We start from the raw sequence: 24777 nt of genomic DNA on the forward strand, positions 1-24777 counted from the left end.
CCGGCGCCATCGCGAGCAGGCTCGCTCCCACAGGGTTCTCAGCGTATTCAGACAATCAGCACAGGTCGAATCCCATGTCCCTCCCCACCCACGTACGCATTGTCGAAGTCGGCCCCCGCGACGGGCTGCAAAATGAAGCCCAACCCATCAGCGTCGCCGACAAGGTGCAACTGGTCGATGCACTGACGGCGGCGGGCCTTGGCTATATAGAAGTCGGCAGTTTCGTTTCGCCCAAGTGGGTGCCGCAGATGGCGGGCTCTGCCGAGGTGTTCGCGCAGATCCAGCGCAAACCCGGCGTGACCTACGGCGCCCTCGCCCCCAACCTGCGCGGCTTTGAAGATGCCCTGGCCAGCGGCGTCAAGGAAGTCGCAGTGTTCGCCGCGGCGTCGGAAGCGTTTTCCCAGCGCAATATCAACTGCTCGATCAGCGAAAGCCTGGAGCGCTTCGTGCCCATCATGGAAGCTGCCAAACAGCATGGCGTCAGCGTGCGCGGCTACGTGTCCTGTGTGCTGGGCTGCCCCTATGAAGGTGACGTCGCCCCCCAGCAAGTCGCCCGGGTCGCACGGGAGCTTTATGCCATGGGCTGCTACGAGGTGTCGCTGGGCGACACCATCGGCACCGGCACCGCTGGCGCCACGCGCAAGATGTTCGAGGTGGTCTCGGCTGATGTACCACGGGAAAAACTGGCCGGGCACTTCCACGACACCTACGGCCAGGCCATGGCCAACATCTACGCCAGCCTGCTGGAAGGTATCTCGGTGTTCGACAGCTCTATCGCCGGTCTCGGTGGCTGCCCTTACGCCAAGGGCGCCAGTGGCAACGTCGCCACCGAGGACGTGGTCTACCTGCTCAACGGCCTCGGGATCGAAACCGGAATCGACCTGGATGCGCTGATCCAGGCCGGCCAGCAAATTTGTAGCGTGCTGGGACGCCCCACTGGCTCCCGTGTGGCGAAGGCGCGTAGCGCACACTGAGTGTGCGGATGTGTCGGGGTGTTACCGCTGCCGCGGAAAAGTGGGCGGAAGCGAGTAACACGGAAACAAAAAATAGGGTTTTCCCTGAGGCAGAAAACCCTACAAAAACATAAGTGCTTGTTTTTTAAGGATTTTTAAAAGTTGGCACGGCTTCTGCTATATCTATCGCATAACAAGAATAAAAAAATTGCGGCAAACCCAATAAAAACAAGACGTAACGACTCTGACATAACAAAAACAACACGGCAGAGACGCAGCTAACAGATTTTTTTGGAGAGGATGTGCTTTTCAGGGTGCTTTTCGGAGTTACCCGCAACCGGACAGAGAACAATAAAACTACCTTCAGGTAGCTCCAGAACTGGTTGGATCGCTCAGCGAAAAAGTAGATCAGCGCTCAAAAAAATACGTTTGCTCTTGATCCCGGATGGGGATCGACAAAAACAGCGGTAAAGGGCCACGGTCACCAAAAACAACAACAGACCGCCCCTCAATAATAAAAAAAGAGCACGCGCAACGAAAATTAAAGGGGAGCTTCGGCTCCCCTTTGTGCTGTCTGGCATTTGTGTTTCCACCACATCATTCTGTGGGAGCGGGCTTGCCCGCGATGGCGGTGGGTCAGCCGACAAATATATCGGTTGTGCTGCCGTCATCGCGGGCAAGCCCGCTCCCACAGGGTTAATCACTAACCCTGCTTGCTACGCAGCTCCTCGATGCTGATCTCGCGCATCCTGAATTTCTGGATCTTGCCAGTCACGGTCATTGGAAACTCTTCCACGAACTTGAAGTAACGTGGTGTCTTGAAGTGCGCGATGCGCTCCTTGCACCAGGCTTGCAGCTCCTGCTCGGTGGCACTATGGCCGGGGTGGAACTTGATCCAGGCAACGATCTCCTCGCCATAACGCGAGCAAGGAATGCCGATCACCTGCACGTCGGCCACCGCCGGGTGGGTGAAGAAGAACTCTTCCAGTTCGCGTGGATAAATGTTCTCGCCGCCGCGGATGATCATGTCCTTGTTGCGCCCGGCAATGCACACGTAACCCTCGTCATTCATGCTGGCCAGGTCACCGGTGTGCATCCAGCCCGCCTGATCGATGGCCTCCGCCGTGCCTTGCGGGTTATTCCAGTAACCGAGCATCACACTGTAACCGCGCGTACAAAGCTCACCGATGGTGCCACGAGGCACCGGGTTGCCCGCTTCGTCGATGATCTTGCTTTCCAGCTGCGGCTGGGTACGGCCGACGGTGGTCACGCGCAACTCCAGGTCGTCCGAGGGACCGGTCTGCAACGACACCGGGCTGGTTTCCGTCATGCCGTAGGCAATCTGCACTTCGCTCATGTGCATTTCATTGATGACGCGACGCATCACCTCGATCGGGCAAGTCGCCCCGGCCATGATGCCGGTGCGCAGGCTCGACAGGTCGAATTCGGCGCGTTGCGGCTGATCGAGCATGGCGATGAACATGGTCGGTACACCGTAGAGTGCGGTGGCTTTTTCTTCGGCGACGGTGCTGAGGGTCAGCAGCGGATCGAACGCGTCGTTGGGGTAAATCATGGTGCTGCCGTGGGTGATGCAACCGAGGTTGCCCATGACCATGCCGAAGCAGTGGTACAACGGCACCGGGATCACCAGACGGTCGGCGGCGGTCAGGCCCAGGCTTTCGCCGACCATGTAGCCATTATTGAGAATGTTGTAGTGGCTCAGGGTTGCGCCCTTGGGGAAGCCGGTCGTGCCAGAGGTGTACTGGATGTTCACCGCCTGATCGAAGTGCAGGCTGTCCTGCCGCTCCTGCAGTTGCTCGACCGATACGCTGCCCGCCAGCCCGGTCATTTGCGCCCAGGGCAGGAAACCCTTTGGCGGCTGCGCGTCGAGGCTGATCACCCCGCGCAGTTCCGGCAGGCGCTCGCTGTGCAGTTTGCCGACGGATTGCTCTGCCAGTTCCGGCACCAGGCCCTGCAGCATGGCGTGATAGTCGGAGGTCTTGAAAGCGCCGGCGCTGACCAGCCATTGGCAGCCGGACTGCTTCAACACGTATTCGAGTTCGGAACTGCGATAGGCCGGGTTGATGTTGACCAGGATCACGCCGATCTTCGCGGTCGCGACCTGTGTAATGCACCATTGAGCACAGTTTGGCGCCCAGATTCCGAGGCGGTCGCCGGCCTGCAGGCCCAGCGCCAATAGTGCCCGGGCCTGCAGGTCTACTGCATCCGCCAGCTGCCGCCAGGTGTAGCGCAGCTGTTGATGGCGCACCACCAGCGCCTCCCCGGCCGGGTACTGCGCGACCGTATTGTCGAAGGCCTGGCCGATGGTCATCGCCAGCAAGGCTTTGTCCTGGGAACCACGGGTGTAACTGCGTTGCGGGCTTGCACTGGGTTGATCCATGACGACCCCTATTGTCTTTATTGATGGGCTACCGACGCTTTCGCGTTCTATCTTGAACTGCCTCTACTCTCGCTCAAGTTGACGTTAACGTAAAGGGCGATTGACAGCCTTTCGTCACAGGTTTACGTTAACGTAAAGGTGAGAGCCGAACCATTGCCCTCTCCGCCCAACAAAAAAGCCAAAAGGTGACCCATGAGCTACCCATCCCTGAACTTTGCCCTCGGTGAAACCATCGACATGCTGCGCGATCAGGTTCAGTCCTTCGTCGCCAAGGAGATCGCCCCGCGCGCCGCCCAGATCGACATCGACAACCTGTTCCCCGCTGACCTGTGGCGCAAATTCGGCGACATGGGCCTGCTGGGCATTACCGTGCCGGAAGAGTACGGCGGTGCCGGCCTGGGTTACCTGGCGCACGTGGTCGCGATGGAAGAAATCAGCCGTGGCTCGGCCTCTGTGGCCCTGTCCTATGGCGCGCACTCCAACCTCTGCGTCAACCAGATCAACCGCAATGGCAACCACGAACAGAAATCCAAATACCTGCCGAAGCTGATCAGCGGCGAACACATCGGCGCCCTGGCCATGAGTGAGCCGAACGCCGGTTCCGACGTGGTCTCGATGAAGTTGCGTGCCGACAAACGCGGCGATCACTACGTGCTCAACGGCAGCAAGACCTGGATCACCAACGGTCCGGATGCCAACACCTACGTGATCTACGCCAAGACCGACCTGGAAAAAGGCCCCCACGGCATCACCGCCTTCATCGTCGAGCGCGACTGGAAAGGCTTCAGCCGCAGCAACAAGTTCGACAAGCTCGGCATGCGCGGCTCGAACACCTGCGAGCTGTTCTTCGATGACGTGGAAGTGCCAGAAGAGAACATCCTCGGCGTGCTCAACGGCGGCGTGAAGGTGCTGATGAGCGGCCTCGACTACGAGCGCGTCGTCCTCTCCGGCGGCCCGACCGGGATCATGCAGGCCTGCATGGACCTGATCGTGCCGTACATCCACGACCGCAAGCAGTTCGGCCAGAGCATCGGCGAGTTCCAGCTGATCCAGGGCAAGGTCGCCGACATGTACACCCAGCTCAATGCCAGCCGTGCCTATCTGTATGCCGTGGCCCAGGCCTGCGAGCGCGGCGAAACCACGCGCAAGGACGCCGCCGGCGTGATCCTCTACAGCGCCGAGCGCGCCACGCAAATGGCCCTCGACGCGATCCAGATTCTCGGTGGCAATGGCTACATCAACGAGTTCCCGGCCGGTCGCCTGCTGCGTGACGCCAAGCTGTACGAAATCGGCGCGGGCACCAGTGAAATCCGTCGCATGCTGATCGGCCGCGAACTGTTCAACGAAACCCGCTAAACGGAGCTGTCCATGGCTATCCTGCATACCCAGCTCAACCCCCGCTCGGCGGAGTTCGCGACCAACAGCGCGGCGATGCTCAAACAGGTCGACGCCCTGCACACCCTGCTGGCCCAAGTGGCACAAGGTGGCGGCCCGAAAGCCCAAGAACGCCACACCTCCCGGGGCAAACTGCTGCCCCGCGAGCGTATCAATCGTCTGCTCGACCCGGGTTCGCCGTTTCTGGAGATCAGCCAGCTGGCGGCCTACGAGGTGTACGGCGAAGACGTTCCCGCCGCTGGCGTGATTGCCGGGATCGGCCGCGTGGAAGGCGTCGAGTGCATGATCGTCGCCAACGATGCCACGGTGAAAGGTGGCTCGTACTACCCGCTGACCGTGAAAAAGCACCTGCGCGCCCAGACCATCGCCCAGCAGAACCGCCTGCCGTGTATCTACCTGGTGGATTCCGGCGGCGCCAACCTGCCGCGCCAGGATGAAGTGTTTCCGGACCGTGAGCACTTCGGGCGGATCTTCTTCAACCAGGCCAACATGAGCGCCCAGGGCATCCCGCAGATCGCCGTGGTCATGGGCTCTTGCACTGCGGGCGGCGCCTACGTGCCGGCCATGGCCGACGAGGCCATCATGGTGCGCGAGCAAGCGACCATCTTCCTCGCCGGCCCACCGCTGGTGAAAGCCGCCACGGGCGAAGTGGTCAGCGCCGAAGACCTGGGCGGGGCCGATGTGCACTGCAAGATTTCCGGTGTGGCCGACCATTACGCCGAGAGCGATGAACATGCCCTGGCCATCGCCCGCCGCAGCGTCGCCAATCTCAACTGGCGCAAGCTCGGTGAAGTGCAGCAACGCACGCCGATCGCCCCGCTCTATGCCAGCGACGAGCTGTACGGTGTCGTGCCGGCCGATGCCAAGCAACCGTTCGACGTGCGCGAAGTCATCGCGCGACTGGTGGACGGTTCGGTGTTCGACGAGTTCAAGGCCTTGTTCGGGACTACGCTGGTGTGCGGATTTGCTTACCTGCACGGTTACCCGATCGCCATCCTCGCCAACAACGGCATCCTGTTCGCCGAAGCTGCACAGAAAGGCGCGCACTTCATCGAGCTGGCCTGTCAGCGCGGCATCCCGCTGCTGTTCCTGCAGAACATCACCGGCTTCATGGTCGGCCAGAAATACGAAGCCGGCGGCATCGCCAAGCACGGCGCGAAACTGGTGACCGCCGTGGCCTGCGCCAAGGTGCCGAAGTTCACCGTGATCATTGGCGGTAGTTTCGGTGCAGGCAACTACGGCATGTGTGGCCGGGCCTACGATCCGCGCTTCCTGTGGATGTGGCCGAACGCGCGCATTGGCGTGATGGGTGCCGAACAGGCGGCCGGCGTGCTGGTGCAGGTCAAGCGCGAGCAGGCCGAGCGCGGTGGCCAGGTTTTCAGCGCCGAGCAGGAAGCCGAGATCAAGCAACCGATCCTCGACCAGTATGAAGAGCAGGGCCACCCTTACTACTCCAGCGCTCGCTTGTGGGATGACGGCGTCATCGACCCGGCCCAGACCCGCGATGTCCTGGGACTGGCCTTGTCCGCGTCGTTGAACGCGCCAATCGAACCGAGCCGCTTCGGCGTGTTCCGGATGTGATCTCGAACCTGTAGGAGCGAGGCTTGCCCGCGAACAGGCATAACGCGGTGCAACAGGGACACCGCGGTGCTTCCTTCGCGGGCAAGCCTCGCTCCTACAAGGACAGAGTTGTGGAGACGGATGAATATGAGCGACTTCAACACCCTCGAACTGCTGACCGACCCCCGTGGCTTTGCCACGCTGTGGCTCAGCCGTGAAGAAAAGAACAACGCGTTCAATGCCCAGATGATCCGCGAACTGATCCTCGCCCTGGACAAGGTAGCGAGTGATGCGAACCTGCGTTTCCTGCTGGTACGTGGCCGCGGCAAGCACTTCAGCGCGGGCGCCGACCTGGCCTGGATGCAGCAATCGGCCGAACTCGATTACGCCACCAACCTCGACGACGCCCGTGAACTGGCGGAATTGATGTACAACCTCGCCAAGCTGAAAATCCCGACCCTGGCCGTGGTGCAAGGCGCGGCGTTTGGCGGTGCCCTGGGCCTGATCAGTTGCTGTGACATGGCCATCGGCGCCGATGACGCGCAGTTCTGCCTGTCGGAAGTGCGTATCGGCCTGGCGCCGGCCGTAATCAGCCCGTTCGTGGTGCAAGCCATGGGCGAGCGCGCCACGCGACGTTATGCCTTGACCGCCGAGCGTTTCGGCGGGCAACGGGCCCGGGAACTCGGCCTGTTGTCGGAGAGTTACCCGACGGCCGAGCTGGAACAGAAAATCGAGCAATGGATCGACAACCTGCTGCTCAACAGCCCGGCCGCCATGCGCGCCAGCAAGGACTTGCTGCGTGAAGTCGGCGACGGCACGCTGACCCCGTCCCTGCGTCGCTACACCGAGAACGCCATCGCCCGCATCCGCGTCAGTCCCGAAGGCCAGGAAGGCCTGCGCGCCTTTCTGCAAAAACGTCCGCCGAGCTGGCAAGCCGCAACCACCACCAAGGAGCCGCGTTGATGAGCGCACCTGTCCTCACTACCCTGCTGGTGGCCAACCGCGGCGAAATCGCCTGCCGGGTGATGCGCACCGCCAAGGCCCTGGGCCTGACCACCGTGGCCGTCCACAGCGCCACCGACCGCGATGCCCGGCACAGCCGCGAAGCCGATATCCGTGTCGACCTCGGCGGCAGCAAGGCCGCCGACAGTTACCTGCAAATCGACAAGCTGATCGCTGCCGCCAAGGCCAGCGGTGCCCAGGCGATCCATCCCGGCTACGGTTTCCTCTCCGAAAACGCCGGGTTCGCCCGCGCCATCGAAGCCGCCGGCCTGATCTTCCTCGGTCCGCCCGCCTCGGCCATCGACGCCATGGGCAGCAAGTCCGCGGCCAAGGCCTTGATGGAAACCGCCGGCGTGCCGTTGGTACCGGGCTATCACGGTGAAGCCCAGGACCTCGAGACCTTCCGCGATGCCTGCGAACGCATCGGCTACCCGGTGCTGCTCAAGGCCACGGCCGGTGGCGGCGGCAAGGGCATGAAAGTGGTCGAGGACGTCAGCCAACTGGCCGAAGCCCTGGCCTCGGCGCAGCGCGAAGCACAATCGTCGTTCGGCGATTCGCGGATGCTGGTTGAGAAGTACCTGCTCAAACCCCGCCACGTGGAGATCCAGGTGTTCGCCGATCAACACGGCAACTGCCTGTACCTCAACGAGCGCGACTGCTCGATTCAGCGTCGGCACCAGAAAGTCGTCGAAGAAGCGCCAGCGCCCGGCCTGAGCCCTGAACTGCGCCGCGCCATGGGCGAAGCGGCCGTGCGTTCGGCACAGGCCATCGGTTACGTCGGTGCCGGCACCGTGGAATTCCTGCTGGATGCCCGCGGCGAGTTCTTCTTCATGGAGATGAACACGCGCCTGCAGGTCGAACACCCGGTGACCGAAGCCATCACCGGCCTCGACCTGGTGGCCTGGCAGATCCGCGTGGCCCGCGGCGAAGCCTTGCCGATGACCCAGGACCAGGTGCCGCTGAACGGCCACGCGATTGAAGTGCGGCTCTATGCCGAAGACCCGAGTAACGACTTCCTGCCGGCGACCGGTCGCCTGGAGCTGTATCGCGAATCCGCGCCGGGTGCGGGTCGCCGCGTGGACAGCGGCGTCGAGGAAGGCGATGAGATTTCGCCCTTCTACGACCCGATGCTCGGCAAGCTGATTGCCTGGGGCGAGGACCGCGAACAGGCGCGCCTGCGCCTGCTGGCCATGCTCGATGAATTCGCCATTGGCGGGCTCAAGACCAACATCAGTTTCCTGCGGCGCATCATCGGCCATCCGGCGTTTGCCCAGGCCGAGCTCGATACCGGGTTCATTCCCCGTTACCAGGAACAGCTGCTGCCACAGCCTGTGGCGCTCAGCGACGAGTTCTGGCAAGCCGCCGCCCAGGCCTTCGCCCAGAGCCTGCACAGCCCGTCGCGTAGCGATGACCCGAGCTCGCCATGGGCCATCGGCAACGGCCTGCGCGCCGGCTTGCCCGCGCAAATCACCCTGCACCTGAGTTGCGAGGGCCAGGACCGCGCGTTGACGCTGGGCAACCCCCAGTCCCACAGCGCTCGACTCACAGGCGAGTATTTGCTGACCGAGCACGAGGGTGTGCGTCGCCAGCACCGGGCAATCCGCCGTGGCGATTTTGTCTACCTGCAATGGGAAGGCGAACTGCGGCGCATCGAGACCTACGACCCGATCACCGCCGTTGAAGCCAGCCACGCCCATCACGGCGGGCTCACCGCCCCCATGAACGGCAGTATCGTGCGGGTGCTGGTGGAGGCCGGGCAAACGGTCGAGGCCGGGGCACAACTGGTAGTCCTGGAGGCCATGAAGATGGAGCACAGCATCCGCGCACCCCACGCCGGCGTGATCAAGGCGCTGTATTGCCAGGAAGGCGAGATGGTCGGCGAAGGCAGTGCACTGGTCGAACTGGAAGAAGCCTGACAGGCAGGCCGGTCCCGCGCATGGCGCGGGCCGGCCTGGCTAGAACTTGACGGTCGCCTGGACTACCACGCCGATGATTCGGCACTCATCGGTGAACAGGCTTTTCGGATAGGTCGGATTGAGCGGGACCAGGTAACGCTGCCCGCCCTCTTCGCTCAACTTGCGGAAAATCGCTTCGCTGCTGTCGGGCCATTGCGCGATCACCAGCTTGCCCGGCACCGCGTCCACGTCCGGGTCCACCAGGATCAACATGCCCTCGGCAACGCTGGGGCCGCTGGGTGCGGTCATGGCATCGCCAACCACCGTCAGCCAGAACGCCGCGCCTCGGGCATGGTAGTCCGACAGTTCGAAGCGGTACGGCGCCCGCTCTCCATCGCGCACCTGCGCGGTGTCCCGCCAGTCACTGACCGGGTAGCGAAAGTACGGGTTGTACTTTTGCGTCAGGCAAACCTCGTCGTCCTGTTCCTGCGCCGGCTCGCGAATCACCAGCGCCACTTCGAGGAAATCCAGGCCCAGGGCCTGCAGCACCCGATTCATGTCATCGATGCCGGGCTGACGGCGTTTTGTCAGCCAATGCCCGATACCACCCTGGGACATCCCGAGGCGGTCGGCGAGTATTTCCTGAGTGATCTTGAGCTCACTCATCTTGGACTTGACCAACGCTATCCATTTATCCATGTGCGGCACGATACGTGGCGAGCCTCGCCCGACAAAACACAAAATGTAGTATTAATACAATTGTCATAAATACATAACGTATTAGGATGGATTCACGGATCTGAATTTATCACGGAGCACGCCTTGACCATGAATCCACCCAGCAACGACTTGCCCGACATACAAATCGATACGTCCCTCAACTCACCGCAGGGTTCTGCCGCCGCACAGCGAGCGCTGGATTACTACTTGAAACCAGCTGTTGCAGAGGAAGCGGTACAAGCGCATCTCTTTGACGTAAACCGTAACATCGGCATCGAGGAAGCCCTGGTGCATGCTTCGGGGCTGCTGCGTTGTGCGGCCGCCACCGCCTACGAGTCAGCCAACCACCTGCACGGTGCGCATCGGGATTTGGCGCTCTCGACCGTGCATATGATCGACATGGCAAAGGCCATGGTGAACCGCTCCCTGGAGGGCGGCAAGAATGGGTAGGAGGAAGGTGCGGAACAGAAGGACAGGAAAGAGTTTTCCCGACGCGCAGACGAAAACGTTTGACTTGCAAACGAGAATGATTATTATTGCATCAACTGATCGCGAGATCAGTCGATGGACCAGGTGACCTTAGGTCGGTCTCCTGGACTATCTCCTCATCAGGCTAATCACGGTTTTTGACCCGGCTTTTTGCCGGGTCTTTTTTTGCCAGTTTTCTGGCTTATGGCTTCAGGCTAATGAAGTCTTGATGTGTCGCAAATTCGATGGCGCGGATCATATCAAAACAATGTTAGTTGGCAAGAGAAGCCTTAAACCATTGGGGCAAACTAATGGCAAATAGCACTTGAGAATCAATCGCATAATCTCTAAGCTGCGACGGCGTCAGGGAGGACGCCCCCCCTCAGATTATCAATACACGGCTATATGTGAGTCCGCTCGCGGCTCGGTCCCGCCACACAACACGCCGGTGACAGGGTCGCGCAAAATGATTTGCCCACGCCCGTAACTCGTGCGATCGCACACCACCTCGACTTCGTGCCCACGACGAGCCAGTGCCGCCGCCATGTCTCGCGAAGTGTCCTGTTCGATGCCAACCTTCATTTCGCCCAACCACTGCCAGCGCGGCGCATCCAGGGCCGCTTGTGGGTTGAGCCCGAAATCCACCAGGTTCATGACCATCTGCACATGCCCCTGGGGCTGCATGTAGCCGCCCATCACGCCGAAAGGTCCCAGCGCCTGACCGTCCTTGCTGAGAAACCCGGGAATGATGGTGTGGAACGTCTTTTTCCCGGGTGCCAGGCAATTGGCGTGAGCGGGATCGAGGCTGAACTCTTCACCGCGGTTTTGCAGGGCAATACCGCTATCGGGCAACACCACGCCAGACCCAAAACCGTGATAATTGCTCTGGATGAATGAAACCATGTTGCCGTCGGCGTCGGCGGTGGCCAGGTAGACGGTGCCACTGGCATGGGGATCGCCCGGTTTGGGTGCCACCGCGCGGTCGCCGATCTGTGCCCGACGCTGGCTGGCATAGGCGTCGCTGAGCAAATCGTCCACGGCGACCCGCATGTGCTGTGGGTCGGTGATGTAGTGCAGTCCATCGCTATAAGCGAGCTTCATGGCTTCGAGCTGACGGTGCCAGGTCTGTTGGCTGTCACGGTGGTCGAAAGCAAATCCTTCGAGAATCTTCAGCGTCATCAAGGCCACCAGTCCCTGGCCGCTGGGCGGAATCTCCCAGACGTCGACACCGCGGTAATTGACCTTGATCGGCTCGACCCACTGGGCGCGGTAGTCTTGCAAATCGCTGGCGCGCAGATAACCGCCCGTGGCGCGCGAATGGGCGTCCAGGCGTTGCGCCAGCGCCCCGCGATAAAAGCTTTCACAACCGGTGGCCGCCAGTTCACTCAAGGTGCGTGCCTGGGCCGGGTTACGAAACAGTTCGCCTGCGCGCGGTGCGCGGCCGTCAATCAGAAAGGTTTCGAACCAGCTGTCGAGCACGTCGCTGCGATCAGGGGTGAAGTCCTCCAGCGCGGTTTGCCACTGCAACGCAACCACCGGCGACACCGGAAAACCATCGCGCGCCAAGCTGATTGCTGGCTGCAACAGATCGGCAAAGGGCAGGCGACCAAACCGCGTGGACAACTCTGCCCAGGCGGATGGACAACCCGGTACGGTCACAGGCGTCCAGCCATGCAGGGGCATTTTTTCATGACCGGCCGCCTTCACCGCCTCGATGCTCAAGGCTTGCGGGGCTGCACCGTTGGCGTTCAGACCGTGCAGTTTGTCTTGGGTCCAGACCAACGCAAAGGCGTCGCCGCCAATCCCGCAGCCGGTGGGCTCGACCACCGTCAGGGCCGCCGCCGTGGCAATCGCCGCATCGATGGCATTGCCACCGCGACGCATCATTTCAATCCCGGCTTCGGCGGCCAATGGCTGTGAGGCGGCGACCATGCCGCGTTTGGCGAAGACACTTTGACGTTGTGAGGCGTAGGGATACTCATGGGCAGAAAACTTGAACATGGCAGGACTCACACAAATGGGTTGGACGGACTCAAAGCACGCGACTGAGAAACGCTCGGGTACGGGCATGCTTCGGCTGGCTGAAGATCTGTTCGGGCGGCCCCTGCTCGATCAGTTCACCTTGATCGAGCACCACCACCCGGTCGGCCACCTCGCGGGCAAAACCCATCTCGTGGGTGACCACGACCATGGTCATGCCCTCCTCGGCCAGTTCCTTCATCACTTGCAGCACTTCGCCGACTGTCTCCGGGTCCAGGGCGCTGGTGGGCTCGTCGAACAGCATCGCCTGGGGTTTCATCGCCAGCGCCCGGGCAATGGCAACCCGCTGCTGCTGGCCACCGGACAACATCGACGGATAGTGATCGGCTTTCTCCGCCAACCCGACGCGCTTGAGCAGCGCCCTCGCCTGTTCCACCGCCGCCGCACGAGACACGCCCAAGACCTGGATCGGCGCTTCGATGATGTTTTCCAGGGCCGTCATGTGCGGAAACAGGTTGAAGCGCTGGAACACCATGCCGATGTCCCGGCGCTGGCGCGCGATGTTGCGTTCCGAGTCGCGGGCCAGGCTGCCATCGGCCCGGGTGCGGTAGCCCATCGGCCGACCGCCGACACGAATCTGCCCGGACTGGATATCTTCCAGCAGGTTGATGCAGCGGATAAAGGTGGTTTTGCCGGAACCGGAAGCGCCGATCAGCACCACCACTTCACCGCGCCTCACTTGCAGTGAAATGCCCTTGAGAATTTCCAGGTCACCGAAAGACTTGTGAATATCCAGCGCCTCGATGACCAGCTCTTCACTCATGTGTGCCATCTCAACGCCCCCTCAACAGTTTCATGGTGTTGCGCCCGAACATCCGGCTGGCGGCCGGTGCCGGACGATCGGACTGACCGAAGCGTTTTTCCAGCCAGCGCTGGAAGAAGCCCCACAGCGTGGTCAGTGCCAGGAAGTAGATGGCCACGACCAGGTACAACTCGAACACGCGGAAAGTCGCCGAGGTCACCATTTGCGTGCTGAGCAGCAACTCCTGTACCCCGATGACGCTGACCAGCGTGGTGTTTTTCAACATCACGTTGAACTCGTTGCCCAGCGGCGGCACGATCACCCGGAATGCCTGGGGCAGGACGATGCGCCGCATCAACTTGGCGAAGGTCATGCCCAGGGAGCGCCCGGCCTCGTATTGGCCCTTGTCCACCGCACCGATACCGGCACGGATGATCTCGGCCATGTACGCGCCTTCGTTCAGGCCCAGGGCGATGATCGCGGCCTGGATGTTGCCGGGCACGACGATCCAGCCGAGATCCAGGTCCTCAAAGCGGAAAATGCCCCCCGCCGCCAATGCCGTGTACAGGAACACGATCTGCACCAGCAACGGCGTGCCGCGCATCAGCCAGACATAGAAACGCACCGGGTACTGCAACAGCGGGTTACTCGACAGCTTCATCAACGCCGCGATCAGCCCCAGGACGCAACCGAGCAACATCGCCGACACGCTGATCAGGCAGGTCAGCCACAGCCCCGTCAGGTAGACATCGCTGGGCTGCAACAGGTACTGCCAGAACACATCCCAATTGAAATTCATCCGCTTTGCCCTCAGTCCAGTTTGTCACTGTCGACATGCCATTTACTGAGTAGCGCGGCGTAACTGCCGTCGGCGCGCATGCCTTGCAACACCTCGGTCAATGCCACGGTCAGCTGCGGGTCGCTTTTGCGCACGCCGAAGCCGGTGAGGATGCGGTTGAACGCCGGCACCGCCGACTGGAACAGGTCAGGCGCGAGTTGCTGATAGTGGCCGGCGGACTCGACCGTGGTGCCGAAAGCGTCCACCTGATTGATGCGCAAGGCCTGGAACGCATCGGCGTCGACGTTGTACACCACCAGTTTCATCGGCGCCTTGCCGGCGGCTTCGAGCTTTTCGTTTTCCTTGCCCAGCAGCACCCGGATGGTCGAACCGTTACTGACCGCGACCTTGAGTCCGGACAGATCCTCCAGGGTGTTCACCGCTTTCGGGTTGCCCTTGGGCACGACAATGGATTGGCTGGAATACATGAAGTTGACGATGTCGATCACTTCGCGGCGTTCGGGCTTGTCGAACAACTGATCGACGATCATGTCGCACTGCTGCGCCAGCAGCGCCGGAATCAGCCCGGCAAAAGGCGAGATGCGCCACTCGACCTTCTTGTCACCCAGGCGCTGGGCAATTGCCTCCCCCATGTCGACCTGCAGCCCCACCGGTTTCTGCTTCACGTCAAAGGACACCAACGGTGGTGAGTCCATGCCGGAGCAATAGACGATCTTCTCGCTCTTGCTCAATCGCTCGGGTAACTCGGGGGCGGCAAGCGCCCATTGCGAACACAGACTCAAGGTGAACACGGCAACTAACGCGCAAGGCTTGTGCATGGTGCATGACTCCAGTTGGCTGCAACGAAGGGGGTTGTTCTTCTAGGGGTGGGCTTCGAGAAACTGAATGAGTCGCGGGATGGTGCCCTCGATGTGTTCGCACACCACGGCGGCGGCTTTGTCCGGGTCGCCGCAGCGCAATGCTTCAATAATCGAGGCGTGTTCGTCCCGGGCGCTGCGGGGTTTGTCGGCGTGTTGCAGCCACAGGCGCATGTGCGGTTCGATCACCGAATACAGCGCCGAAATCTGCCGCATCAGGCGCGGCCGTTCACTCAGGCTGCACAGGTATTCATGGAAGGCACGATGGCGGCTGACCCACTCGGCGCCGTCCTCGCGGTAGTCGTCCATCTCATCGAGCAGGCGCTCGAGATGGCTGAAATGACGCTCGGTGAGTTTGGTCACGGCCACACGGATCGCGAGACCTTCAAGGGCGCTGCGCATCTCGAACACTTCACGCATTTCCTCGATGTTCAGGCCTCGGACGATGGCGCCGCGATTGGGCCGCAGCGTCACCAGGCCATCGGCATCCAGGCGCCGGAAGGCTTCGCGCACCGGCATGCGGCTCATGCCGATTTCCCCGGCGATGTCCTCGGCAATCAGTCGCTCTCCGGTGCGGTAGCGCCCTTTGCAGATGGCCTCCAGCAGAAAGTTGTAAGCCTCTTCCTCGGCGGTGACAGGTTGGCGCTCGGTATAGGCAGGGGCGAATTTCATCGGGTGCACCTTTTGCATTTTTGTATCCAATTATCCATAAAGCCAAAAAAGCACGTTGCGTGCCAAATTTCGCTTAGCGGCGACAGGTGTTTGATTAGATTGATGTATTGCCATCACAAGGGGGCCTGCTCAAGGCATGAAGCGTCGACGCAAGCGAGTTGAAATGCCCCAATCTGTAACCTTTCGGCCACATTAAGGTGCGCGTGGTAACACGACTGATCGTTATCAGGCGGCTGCCGGGTGAAACGTTTTATCTGCGCTGCCAGCCCTCTTCGCTTGCGTGTAAAGTAGCCGGCATAAAAATCTCAATCAGGAACCCTGACCGTGGCTAAAACTCTCGACATCAGTGCCAATTTCGACAGCGGCAACATCCAGGTCATCGATGTCAGTGACCCGCTCAAACCCCTGCTGGCCATCCGCCCCGATACCAAAAGCAACCATTTCCAATGGTTCCACTTCAAGGCCAGCGGCCTGCATGTCGGCCAGGACCACTGGTTTCGCCTGAACAATGCCAGCCAGTCCTCGTACAACAAGGCTTGGACCGGTTACCAGGCGGTGGCGTCCTACGACCACGTCAACTGGTTTCGTGTGCCGACCATTTTCGAGGGTGACTGCCTGCGTTTCAGCCTCGAAGCCGAACAGACCCACGCCTGGTTCGCCTACTTCGAACCCTACAGCCGCGGCCGCCACGACTGGCTGATCGAGCAGGCACTGACCAAGGCCGGCACCGAACTGCTGGCCACCGGCAAGAGCGTCGAAGGGCGTGACATCCAGCTGCTGCGCAAAGGTACCGGTGCCGAAGGCCAGCGCAAGGTGTGGATCATTGCCCAGCAACATCCCGGCGAACACATGGCGGAGTGGTTCATGGAGGGTGTGATCGAGCGCCTGGAGAAACACGACGACCCGGTGCTGAACAAACTGCTGGCCAGCGCCGACCTGTACCTGGTGCCGAACATGAACCCGGACGGTGCCTTCCACGGCCACCTGCGCACCAACGCCATGGGCCAGGACCTGAACCGCGCCTGGCAGAGCGCCAGCCAGGAGCTCAGCCCGGAAGTCTTTTTCGTCCAGCAGCAAATGGAACAGTACGGCGTCGACCTGTTCCTCGACATTCATGGTGACGAGGAAATTCCACACGTGTTCACCGCCGGTTGCGAAGGCAACCCGGGCTATACGCCACGGATCGCCGAACTTGAAGAACACTTCCGCAGCCACCTGAAACACACCACCAAGGACTTCCAGACCAAACACGGCTACACCCGCGACGAACCGGGGCAGGCGAACATGACCCTGGCGTGCAACAGCGTCGGCCAGAAGTACGATTGCCTGTCGCTGACCCTGGAAATGCCGTTCAAGGACCACGACGACCATCCGAATCCGTTGACCGGCTGGTCGGGCAAGCGTTCGAAGCAGTTGGGCAAGGATGTGCTAACGACTGTCGCGGAAATGATCGAAGCTTTACGCTAGCAAAACTTTCAAGACATGACCTCATTGAGGTCATGTTCGTATTCAACCCATGTAAAAGAGGTTGATGATGTTATGGACTCACTTCTATCTGAAGATAGACGCTTCTTTTTGAAAGATTGCCTTGTGCATCGACTCCTTCTACGCTGTAAGTACCTGATGTCGCCTGGCGGCCCTCAAGCAAAAAACTCGAGTTTTCGGTTGAACCAACCGTGGGTGGAATCCCAAACCTCTTGATCACATCATAACGAATTGCATTGGGTACCGGATCCCAAGAAAATTGAATACGTCCCGGACCTGGAACTCCCTTGAAATTTTCCGGCGCCAACTCATAAAACTCAGGCTGTGGCGGATAAGGTGGCGCGTAGGAAGCCAGTCGGTACTTTTGCTCCAACCAGGTTCTTGACATGTCGGCATCAGCCCAACTACCACGAAGCTGCATACCAGGCTCCCACCCAATCATCCCGGAATACCAAAACTCTCTATCGCTGCACTGAACACCTTGTTCATATCCATTTTTGTAACCAGGTTGACTACGCATACAATGAAGACCTCCAGCGTTGTGGCCTATTTCATGAGCAAAGGTAAAGTTATTCGTAACAGTGCTAATGCTCAATCTACCCGGCATTTGAGCCTTTCCAAGTACATAGCCATTCCAAATATCTCCCACATGAGAGTCACTGCCAACAAAAAGAGCTACCAAATCACATATTTGATATCGTATCGTTGGTAATTTTAGGGCTTGGCTCATGAATAAGCGTCTTGACCAACCTTAGAGAAATACTTCCTATGCGGGAGTTTCGAAGTGACAGATTCACCGTTTCCAATCTTGCTCTAGCGTCAGCGTTAAGGTCTGCGCCAACATATCCTGAGTTAACTGCGCTTCTGGTATAGGCAGCCAAAACATCAATGACTACGGGAGCGCGTGATGAAAATGTGGCACTCTGCGTCGGCGAACCTGGTTTTTTTTCGATGATGCCTTCAACTATGTCATTTCGAACAGGCTTATCAAATTCAGGCGGTAAAGGCACAAATGTACGTTCTCCACTTTTGGTGGTTTTTAACACTCCGTTTTTACCTATGCCCCCTATAAGAGCAAAATGGCTTCCATCTGGCGATCGAACATCAACAAGGTAACCCTGCGAACGATCCGGCATCCGTAGGTTCGCGCTTTCAACTGTGTATCCATCACTTTCATAAGATGCCGACAGCTCATAAACCGCCAAACCAATCAAATCAGAATACAACTGCTCACTGGTCTTACTGGCGAAATCAGCGATGAAGGTTTGACTTGGGTCACCAGAATCAGGAGGGCGTTGGTGCGTGCACGCGCCGACCAATAAAGTCATTGATATAGCACACATCATGGATGCAACCCGCCGTGAAAAACGTATGTATATAGTCTTCGACACGATAGTTCTCCCTGAGTAAACCATGTTGCTGCTATTCGATTGGCCGGACCTGACAACTGCAATCTCTTTGCATTTAACATGTGTTTTTGGGATATCGATACTGTCAAAGTTGACAGGTAGTGGCATTACTTCGGCGATTCAGTGAATCCAATATTCAGTACTGGCATCGAGCTGTTGTTTACCTTCGCTCGCAGACATACCTTGGCACGGTTGCGTTGGTCTATTCCTCCAAAGCAACCGCCAAGCTTTCGATCAACAGCGATCCTTACCCCGCAACATGCTGTCCAGCACCTCATCGCGCCGCACCCAACCGTGAAACAACGCCGCGGCCAGATGCAGCAGCACCGTCAGAAACAGTAGATACGCCAGATACCCATGCGCCTTGCGCAAGAACGCAAACACCTGCGCATTCGCCGGCACAATCGACGGCAACTGCAACGAACTGCTGAGCATCACCGGTTCGCCCGACGCGGAAATCATTGCCCAGCCCAACAACGGCAAAACCAGCATCAGGGCGTACAGCAGCACATGGGACGCCTTGGCCGCCAGCGCTTGCCAACCCGGCAGGTCGGCGGGCAGCGGTGGCTGCTGCGTGGAGAAGCGCACGAGCAGTCGCACGATCACCAGCAACAGAATCGCCACGCCTAACGGCTTGTGCAGGTGAATCAGCCATTCATGACGCTCGGACACCGAGGCGACCATGCCTGCGCCGATAAACAGCATGGCGATGATCATCAGCGCCATCAGCCAGTGCAGCAGGCGCGCCAGGGGAGCGAAGTGCTTGGGTTGGGTGCTCATTGCTGGGCCTCCTGTTTGGCGGCGGGCAACTGGCTGACTTCGCTGGTGCGACGCAGGTAGGAATTGGCGTAACCGGCTGAACGAGCGGCGAGCAGTGGGTCGTCGGAACCCTCGATGCCGGCGGGCAATACCAGCGGGTCATAGTTGATGTCGCGGCACTCGCCGCTGAGTTGCGGCTGGGTGCTTTCCAGCACCAGGGTGCCTGCGTTCAACACCTTGCGCCCGTCGGGCCAGGCCTTGCTGGCGTCGTTGACCGGATCACCGGGGTTGGCCAGGGTGATGTTCAATTGAAAGCGCAACGGGCCGGCGGCGATGCGCTGAACCAGATCTTTCTCGAGGAAATCGTTGCCTTGCGGTGCCGTGGCACCAGGCGCGTCCTGAACCAGCGGCGCCATGCTCCAGCGCACCGCTTGGCGCTGTCCGGCGGCGTTGACCAGATAGAACGCATTGACGCTGTTGTAGGTTTCCGTCACGTAACTGGCCGAAGGTTTGGCAGTCTTGATCCAGGCCAAAAACGGTGCGGCTTCCGGGTGCGAACCAAAGAACGCCGGCACCGCCGCGGGGTCCGGTTTGCCGGTAGCGGGCACCGGCGACTGGGCTTGCTGCAATTGGTAGAACGCCTCGGGCGTACCCACCGGAAACACCGGCATGCTGTTCATTCCAGTACGCCATTGCTGCCCGTTGGCCTGGGTGAAGCGCAACGCCAGGCTGCGGATCGGCACAGCGCTGTCTGGCGCGTAAGGATTACCCGCCGGCAAGGCGAAACGGCCAACCACCGGCGTGCGCGCCTCGTTGAACACCTGTGCGGTGGAATAACTGCGAGCCTCACCACTGCTCTCGAAATGGCCGATCACGCACACGCCTTTGGCATGATTGCGGCGAAATCCCGGATGCACGCCGTTGTTGGTTTCCAGCACATTGACCAGCTTTTTCGGGGTCAGGCGCTGTGGGTCAAAGGTGCCGTTGACGTAGGCAAACGCCCCGGCCACTGCGGCCACGACCACGGCAATGCCGGCCAGACGCAATGTCAGGCTGGCGGCACTCAAGGGTGGCGGTGATGATCGATCTACCATGAAAGACTCCAGGGCCATCGGCCACAAGTGAGAAGAATCAGGCAGACGAACCCCACGGCGGTTTATTCCATCACCCGGTATTTATTTTTCCGGGCGTGGAATAACCTTCAATCCCATGCGTCTTCCTGGTTCAAAGCGTAGTGAGTAACCAGAAATTCATGAACGATATCGACGAACAACTGCGAGAAATCATTCCCAGGTTGCGCCGCTTCGCCGTATCGCTGACGCGCAATCCGAGCAGCGCCGACGATCTGGTGCAGTCGTGCCTTGAGCGTGCGCTGTCGAGTTGGGGCGACAAGCGTGTCGAGGGCGACTTGCGCGCCTGGTTGTTCTCGATTCTGTATCGACAGTTTCTCGATGCTCACCGCCGTACCCGACGTTATGCGCGAATGCTCGAATTTTTCACCGGACGCGACGATGCGCAGCCTTCGGTGGAGCGAACCGTGATCGCGCAATCGACCCTCAATGCCTTCGATCAGCTGCCCACTGAACAGCGCGCACTGCTGCTGTGGGTGTCGGTGGAAGGCTTGAGTTACAAAGAGGTCGCCGAGATTCTCGACGTGCCCACCGGTACCGTGATGTCCCGCCTGTCCCGGGCCCGCCAGGCCCTGCGCCAACTCAGCGATGGCGAAATCAACCGCCCTGCCCTGCGGAGACTCAAATGATCAGCATGCCCCCCAGCGAGCGCGACCTGCACGCTTTCGTCGACCATCAGCTCGGCGAGGAAGACCGGCGTCTGGTGGAGACTTTCCTGGCCAGTAACCCGGAAATTTCCGCACAAGTGCGTGCCTGGCAGCAGGACGCCCAACAACTGCGTGCTGCCCTGAGTGGTGCCTTGCAGCAGCCGGCCAATCCGCACCTTGATCCTGTGCAGATCCGCCGACGCTTGAAAAGCCAGACCCGACGCCACCTGGCCAGCGCCGCGGTATTGCTGATCGCTGTCAGCATCGGTGGGGTCAGCGGCTGGCAGGCTCGGGAAATGACCCTCCTCAGCGCAGCGCAACCGATGGCCGATGCCATGCAGGCTTACCGTCTGATTGCCCAGCAAGGCATCCTGCCGGCCGACTACAAGGCGGGTGACGACGGTGACATGCAGGGCTGGCTCGACCGTTATTTCACCCAGGCCAATCGCCTGCCTGATTTGTCGGGCGCAGGCTTCAAACCGGCCAGCGGGCGCTTGCTCAGCACTGAGCAAGGACCGGCGGCGATGGTGGTCTACGAGGACTCGCGCGGGCAGAAAATCAGTTTTTACGTGCGCCCGCCGGGACCGAAAAACTATCTGCTGCCCAGGGGCAGTCGCAGTGATGGCGGCTTGCAGGCCGAGTATTGGTCGGGAGGCGGCTACAACTACGCGATGGTCAGCCCGGCGGATACGCCGGCGGCGCAGATGCTCAGACATACAGTGAACTTCTGATCGCCATCAAATCCCTGTGGGAGCGGGCTTGCCCGCGATGGCGGCCTGGCAGCAATAAAGATGTCGCCTGAAAGATCGCTATCGCGGGCAAGCCCGCTCCCACAGGGTTCAGTGCGTCTCCAGAGATTGCGTTCAGCCTTGCCCGAAGACTTGCGAAGGCCGCCGCAACAACGGATCAAACGGATTGATCCGCGGCCCGATCAGTGCCGCTTCGCGCTTGAGCATTTCCACCACCGTCGGCAAGCGATCCGGGCCAAGCCGATCACTCACGGTCGCCACGCTCAACGCCGCCACCGCGCGCCCTTCGCGATCGAGGATCGGCACCGCCACCCCGGCCATGCCCTGTAAAACGCCGGTATTGCGCCCGGCGTAACCGAGCTTGCGCACGTTCTCGACTTCCGAGCGCAGGAACACCTCGTCATACAGGTGGAAATCCTTGAGCCGTGGCAAGTTGTAATGGATCACCGTGTCGCGCTCCTCTTCTGGCAGGAACGCCAGGATCGCCAGGCTGCCCTGGCCCACCCCCAATGCCACGCGCCCGCCGATATCACCGGTGAAGGTGCGGATCGGAAACGGCCCTTCGCTGCGGTCCAGGCAGATCGCATCGAAGCCACTGCGCGCCAGCAGGAACAACGAATCGCCCAAGGATGCCGACAGCCGCAACAGCGCCGGACGCACCAGTTCGCGCAGGTTGCCACTATTGCCCGCGCGGGCCGCCAGGGCGAAAAAGTCCAGGCTCAGGCGATAGCGTTTGCTGCGCGCATCCTGCTCGACCATGCCCTCGTCCATCAGGCTGCGCAACAACCGGTGGGTGGTCGGTTGCGACAGGCCTATGTGCTGGGCCAGTTGTGTCACCCGCTCACCGCCCTCGACGGTATCGCCCAACGCACGCAGCACCGCAAACAGTCTTGAGACGGCGCCGACACCGACCTCATTTTTGTTTTCATTCCGCTCAATGGAATCTGACATGTGAATTCTCGACAATTAATTTACTGATCGAATAAAACTGAAAATAGTTATCGTCTCAGTGAAATAGACCATTGAGCCCATCCTAGTCTTCGCCCTAATCTGCGTCCAGACAGGGGCGATTCGAACAACAGCGGCAGCCGACTCAAGTCGAGCGCCAACGCACCCCGCAACAACCTTTCGTATCTGCCCATACAAAAAAGCGCGCCTTCTGGCGACGCATAACAATCCCAGGTGGAGGCGCAGTCATGGCTTTTGTGCAACTTGAAAAACTCGGCAAACGCTACGGTGAAATCGACGCCGTGGTCGCCACCGACCTGTCGGTGGAGAAAGGCGAATTCGTTTCCCTGCTCGGCCCTTCCGGGTGCGGCAAGACCACTACCCTGCAAATGATCGCCGGCTTCGTCGAAGTCACCAGTGGGCGCATCGTGCTCGACGGGCGCGACATCACCCACGCCAAACCCGCCAGCCGGGGCTTGGGCGTGGTGTTCCAGAGCTACGCGCTGTTCCCGCACATGAGCGTCAAGGACAACGTCGCCTTCGGCCTGCGCATGCGCAAGGTGCCGGGCGCCGAGATTGCACAACGGGTGGATCGGGTGCTCAAGCTGGTGCGCCTCAACCAGCACGCCGAGCGCTATCCGCGGGAGCTGTCCGGCGGCCAGCGCCAACGGGTTGCCCTGGCCCGGGCGCTGGTGATCCAGCCGCCGGTGTTGCTACTCGATGAACCGCTGTCCAACCTCGACGCCAACCTGCGCGAAGAGATGCAGTTCGAGATCCGCCGCATCCAGCGCGAAGTCGGGATCACCACGCTGATGGTCACCCACGACCAGTCCGAAGCGCTGTCGATCAGTGACCGCGTGGTGGTGATGCAGGCCGGACGCATCACCCAGATCGATGCCCCTTACACCCTCTACGAACACCCACGCACCGAGTTCATTTCCGGATTCGTCGGCAAGGCCAACCTGCTGCCCGGTGAACGCGACACGTCGGGTGAGGTTCAGGTGTGCACCTATGGCGCCGGCGAACTGACCCTGAGCCTGCGTCCGGAAAAAATCGATCTGCGCGAGGCAGGCCATGGGCGCTTGCAAGGCAAGGTCAGCAGCCGCTTCTTTCTCGGCAGCCAATGGCTGTACAGCGTCACGACCAGCCTCGGTGAACTCTGCGTGGTGCGCCGTAACGACGGCGCGGCACCCTTGAACGAAGGCACAGCGGTTGGCCTGGATTGGGACGCGGCACTGTTGCGAGTGCTGAGCGTCGACGAGGTGACGGCATGAGTACGCTCACCGCCATCCGCCAGGGCCGTCAGGGGTATCTGCTGTCCGCACCCGCCCTGGCCTTGTACCTCGGCTTGCTGCTCATTCCCCTGGCACTGACGCTGGTCCTGTCGTTCAACGTCTTCGACTACAGCTCGGGGATCGATGGCGACGCCTTCACGGTCGAGCACTACGGCAGCCTGCTGGGCGATCCCTACTTCTATGAAATCTTCCTGCGCACCTTGTGGATCAGCGCCCTGACCACCCTGCTCTGCGTACTGATCGGCGTGCCCGAGGCGTACATCCTCAGCCGCATGGGCACCCCCTGGCGCTCGATTTTCCTGATCCTGATCCTCACCCCGCTGTTGATTTCAGTGGTGGTGCGCGCCTTCGGCTGGAGTCTGTTGCTCGGTGCCGACGGCCTGGTCAACCAGACCCTGCAGGCCTTCGGTGGCTCGCCGATGAAACTGCTCTACACGCCGTTCGCGGTGGTGGTCGCGCTGGTGCACGTGATGCTGCCGTTCATGATCATTCCGGTCTGGACCTCACTGCAAAAGCTCGACCCCGCCGCCGAACAGGCCGCGCTGTCCCTGGGCGCCAGCCACTTCACGGTGATTCGAAAAATAGTCCTGCCGCAAGTCATGCCCGGCGTGTTGTCCGGCACCCTGATCGTGTTCGGCCTTGCCGCCAGCTCCTTCGCGATTCCCGGCCTGCTCGGCGGGCGCCGTCTGAAGATGGTCGCCACGCTGATCTACGACCAGTACCTGTCGGAGCTCAACTGGCCCATGGGCGCGGCCATCGCCGTGGCCCTGCTGCTCATCAACCTGCTGATCATGCTGTCGTGGAACCGCATGATCGAAGGCCGCTACAAGAAATCATTGGGATAATTCGCC

Annotated in this window: 23 protein-coding genes; 11 read left to right on the forward strand and 12 right to left on the reverse strand. The window is 60.5% G+C overall.

The window, feature by feature from the left end:
• The first annotated feature begins 74 nt into the window (after positions 1 to 74).
• Entirely contained in the window at positions 75 to 974 is a 900-nt protein-coding gene (locus PMI35_RS22750) for a hydroxymethylglutaryl-CoA lyase (RefSeq protein ID WP_008057198.1), read from the forward strand.
• 682 nt (positions 975 to 1656) lie between these two features.
• On the opposite strand, the gene PMI35_RS22745 is transcribed toward PMI35_RS22750, so the two are convergent.
• Positions 1657 to 3354 carry an AMP-binding protein gene (locus PMI35_RS22745; RefSeq protein ID WP_008057199.1) on the reverse strand — a complete coding sequence of 566 codons (1698 nt, stop codon included), beginning with the start codon at positions 3352 to 3354 and terminating at the stop codon, positions 1657 to 1659.
• 192 nt (positions 3355 to 3546) lie between these two features.
• Between PMI35_RS22745 and PMI35_RS22740 the strand changes: the two genes are divergently transcribed.
• From PMI35_RS22740 to PMI35_RS22725, 4 genes are all read left to right on the forward strand, one after another.
• Positions 3547 to 4710 (forward strand): isovaleryl-CoA dehydrogenase, encoded by a 1164-nt coding sequence (locus PMI35_RS22740; protein ID WP_008031893.1) that lies wholly within the window; start codon positions 3547 to 3549, stop codon positions 4708 to 4710.
• A 12-nt stretch (positions 4711 to 4722) separates the two neighbouring features.
• A complete protein-coding gene (locus tag PMI35_RS22735) occupies positions 4723 to 6330 on the forward strand; it encodes a carboxyl transferase domain-containing protein (RefSeq protein ID WP_008057200.1) in 1608 nt (535 codons plus the stop codon).
• A gap of 126 nt (positions 6331 to 6456) precedes the next feature.
• Complete coding sequence (locus PMI35_RS22730; RefSeq protein WP_008057202.1) at positions 6457 to 7272, forward strand: gamma-carboxygeranoyl-CoA hydratase; 816 nt, start codon at positions 6457 to 6459, stop codon at positions 7270 to 7272.
• Positions 7272 to 9227 (forward strand): acetyl/propionyl/methylcrotonyl-CoA carboxylase subunit alpha, encoded by a 1956-nt coding sequence (locus PMI35_RS22725; protein WP_008057204.1) that lies wholly within the window; start codon positions 7272 to 7274, stop codon positions 9225 to 9227. Before PMI35_RS22730 ends, PMI35_RS22725 begins: the two co-directional genes overlap by 1 nt.
• A 39-nt stretch (positions 9228 to 9266) precedes the next feature.
• Here the strand turns inward: PMI35_RS22725 and PMI35_RS22720 are convergent, their stop codons facing one another.
• Complete coding sequence (locus PMI35_RS22720; RefSeq protein ID WP_008057206.1) at positions 9267 to 9905, reverse strand: LexA family protein; 639 nt, start codon at positions 9903 to 9905, stop codon at positions 9267 to 9269.
• A 129-nt stretch (positions 9906 to 10034) separates the two neighbouring features.
• Here PMI35_RS22720 and PMI35_RS22715 point away from each other — a divergent pair, with 129 nt between their 5' ends.
• Positions 10035 to 10376, forward strand: coding sequence for a DUF6124 family protein (locus tag PMI35_RS22715; RefSeq protein WP_008057207.1), 342 nt, complete (start codon positions 10035 to 10037; stop codon positions 10374 to 10376).
• Between the two features lie 408 nt (positions 10377 to 10784).
• Here PMI35_RS22715 and PMI35_RS22710 read toward each other — a convergent pair whose 3' ends face one another.
• Genes PMI35_RS22710 through PMI35_RS22690 form a run of 5 tightly spaced genes read right to left on the reverse strand, consistent with a single transcriptional unit; the run spans position 10785 to position 15504 of the window.
• A complete protein-coding gene (locus tag PMI35_RS22710; protein WP_008057209.1) occupies positions 10785 to 12395 on the reverse strand; it encodes a gamma-glutamyltransferase family protein in 1611 nt (536 codons plus the stop codon).
• Between the two features lie 31 nt (positions 12396 to 12426).
• Positions 12427 to 13206, reverse strand: a complete 780-nt coding sequence (locus tag PMI35_RS22705) for an amino acid ABC transporter ATP-binding protein (protein ID WP_008057211.1) — start codon at positions 13204 to 13206, stop codon at positions 12427 to 12429.
• Position 13207: 1 nt separating this feature from the next.
• Positions 13208 to 13975 carry an amino acid ABC transporter permease gene (locus tag PMI35_RS22700; RefSeq protein WP_008057212.1) on the reverse strand — a complete coding sequence of 256 codons (768 nt, stop codon included), beginning with the start codon at positions 13973 to 13975 and terminating at the stop codon, positions 13208 to 13210.
• Positions 13976 to 13986: 11 nt separating this feature from the next.
• Entirely contained in the window at positions 13987 to 14793 is an 807-nt protein-coding gene (locus tag PMI35_RS22695; protein ID WP_008057220.1) for an ABC transporter substrate-binding protein, read from the reverse strand.
• Between the two features lie 42 nt (positions 14794 to 14835).
• On the reverse strand, positions 14836 to 15504 hold the full coding sequence (locus PMI35_RS22690; protein ID WP_032831472.1) for a GntR family transcriptional regulator: 669 nt from the start codon (positions 15502 to 15504) through the stop codon (positions 14836 to 14838).
• A gap of 318 nt (positions 15505 to 15822) precedes the next feature.
• Here PMI35_RS22690 and PMI35_RS22685 point away from each other — a divergent pair, with 318 nt between their 5' ends.
• On the forward strand, positions 15823 to 16971 hold the full coding sequence (locus PMI35_RS22685) for a M14 family metallopeptidase (protein ID WP_032831470.1): 1149 nt from the start codon (positions 15823 to 15825) through the stop codon (positions 16969 to 16971).
• A gap of 70 nt (positions 16972 to 17041) precedes the next feature.
• Here PMI35_RS22685 and PMI35_RS34590 read toward each other — a convergent pair whose 3' ends face one another.
• From PMI35_RS34590 to PMI35_RS22675, 4 genes are all read right to left on the reverse strand, one after another.
• Entirely contained in the window at positions 17042 to 17719 is a 678-nt protein-coding gene (locus PMI35_RS34590) for a hypothetical protein (protein WP_008057223.1), read from the reverse strand.
• Positions 17673 to 18317: a hypothetical protein gene (locus PMI35_RS34595; protein ID WP_162135906.1), complete on the reverse strand. Its 645-nt coding sequence runs from the start codon at positions 18315 to 18317 to the stop codon at positions 17673 to 17675. Before PMI35_RS34595 ends, PMI35_RS34590 begins: the two co-directional genes overlap by 47 nt.
• Positions 18318 to 18632: 315 nt before the next feature.
• Positions 18633 to 19178, reverse strand: a complete 546-nt coding sequence (locus tag PMI35_RS22680; RefSeq protein ID WP_008057226.1) for a cytochrome b — start codon at positions 19176 to 19178, stop codon at positions 18633 to 18635.
• Complete coding sequence (locus tag PMI35_RS22675) at positions 19175 to 20251, reverse strand: catalase family peroxidase (RefSeq protein ID WP_008057228.1); 1077 nt, start codon at positions 20249 to 20251, stop codon at positions 19175 to 19177. The genes PMI35_RS22680 and PMI35_RS22675 overlap by 4 nt, the downstream gene beginning before the upstream one ends.
• Positions 20252 to 20409: 158 nt before the next feature.
• Between PMI35_RS22675 and PMI35_RS22670 the strand changes: the two genes are divergently transcribed.
• Both PMI35_RS22670 and PMI35_RS22665 read left to right on the forward strand, forming a co-directional pair.
• Entirely contained in the window at positions 20410 to 20916 is a 507-nt protein-coding gene (locus PMI35_RS22670; protein WP_008057230.1) for an RNA polymerase sigma factor, read from the forward strand.
• The gene (locus PMI35_RS22665) at positions 20913 to 21665 is read left to right on the forward strand and encodes an anti-sigma factor family protein (protein ID WP_008057232.1); all 753 of its coding nucleotides are present in this window, start codon (positions 20913 to 20915) and stop codon (positions 21663 to 21665) included. The genes PMI35_RS22670 and PMI35_RS22665 overlap by 4 nt, the downstream gene beginning before the upstream one ends.
• A 132-nt stretch (positions 21666 to 21797) precedes the next feature.
• Here PMI35_RS22665 and PMI35_RS22660 read toward each other — a convergent pair whose 3' ends face one another.
• Positions 21798 to 22634, reverse strand: coding sequence for an IclR family transcriptional regulator (locus PMI35_RS22660; RefSeq protein WP_008057234.1), 837 nt, complete (start codon positions 22632 to 22634; stop codon positions 21798 to 21800).
• A gap of 245 nt (positions 22635 to 22879) precedes the next feature.
• On the opposite strand from PMI35_RS22660, the gene PMI35_RS22655 reads away from it, so the two are divergent.
• Both PMI35_RS22655 and PMI35_RS22650 read left to right on the forward strand, forming a co-directional pair.
• Complete coding sequence (locus PMI35_RS22655) at positions 22880 to 23905, forward strand: ABC transporter ATP-binding protein (RefSeq protein ID WP_008057235.1); 1026 nt, start codon at positions 22880 to 22882, stop codon at positions 23903 to 23905.
• Positions 23902 to 24771: an ABC transporter permease gene (locus PMI35_RS22650; RefSeq protein WP_008057237.1), complete on the forward strand. Its 870-nt coding sequence runs from the start codon at positions 23902 to 23904 to the stop codon at positions 24769 to 24771. Before PMI35_RS22655 ends, PMI35_RS22650 begins: the two co-directional genes overlap by 4 nt.
• Positions 24772 to 24777 lie beyond the last annotated feature (6 nt).

The sequence above is a fragment of the Pseudomonas sp. GM78 genome (assembly GCF_000282475.1).
GTDB lineage: Bacteria > Pseudomonadota > Gammaproteobacteria > Pseudomonadales > Pseudomonadaceae > Aquipseudomonas.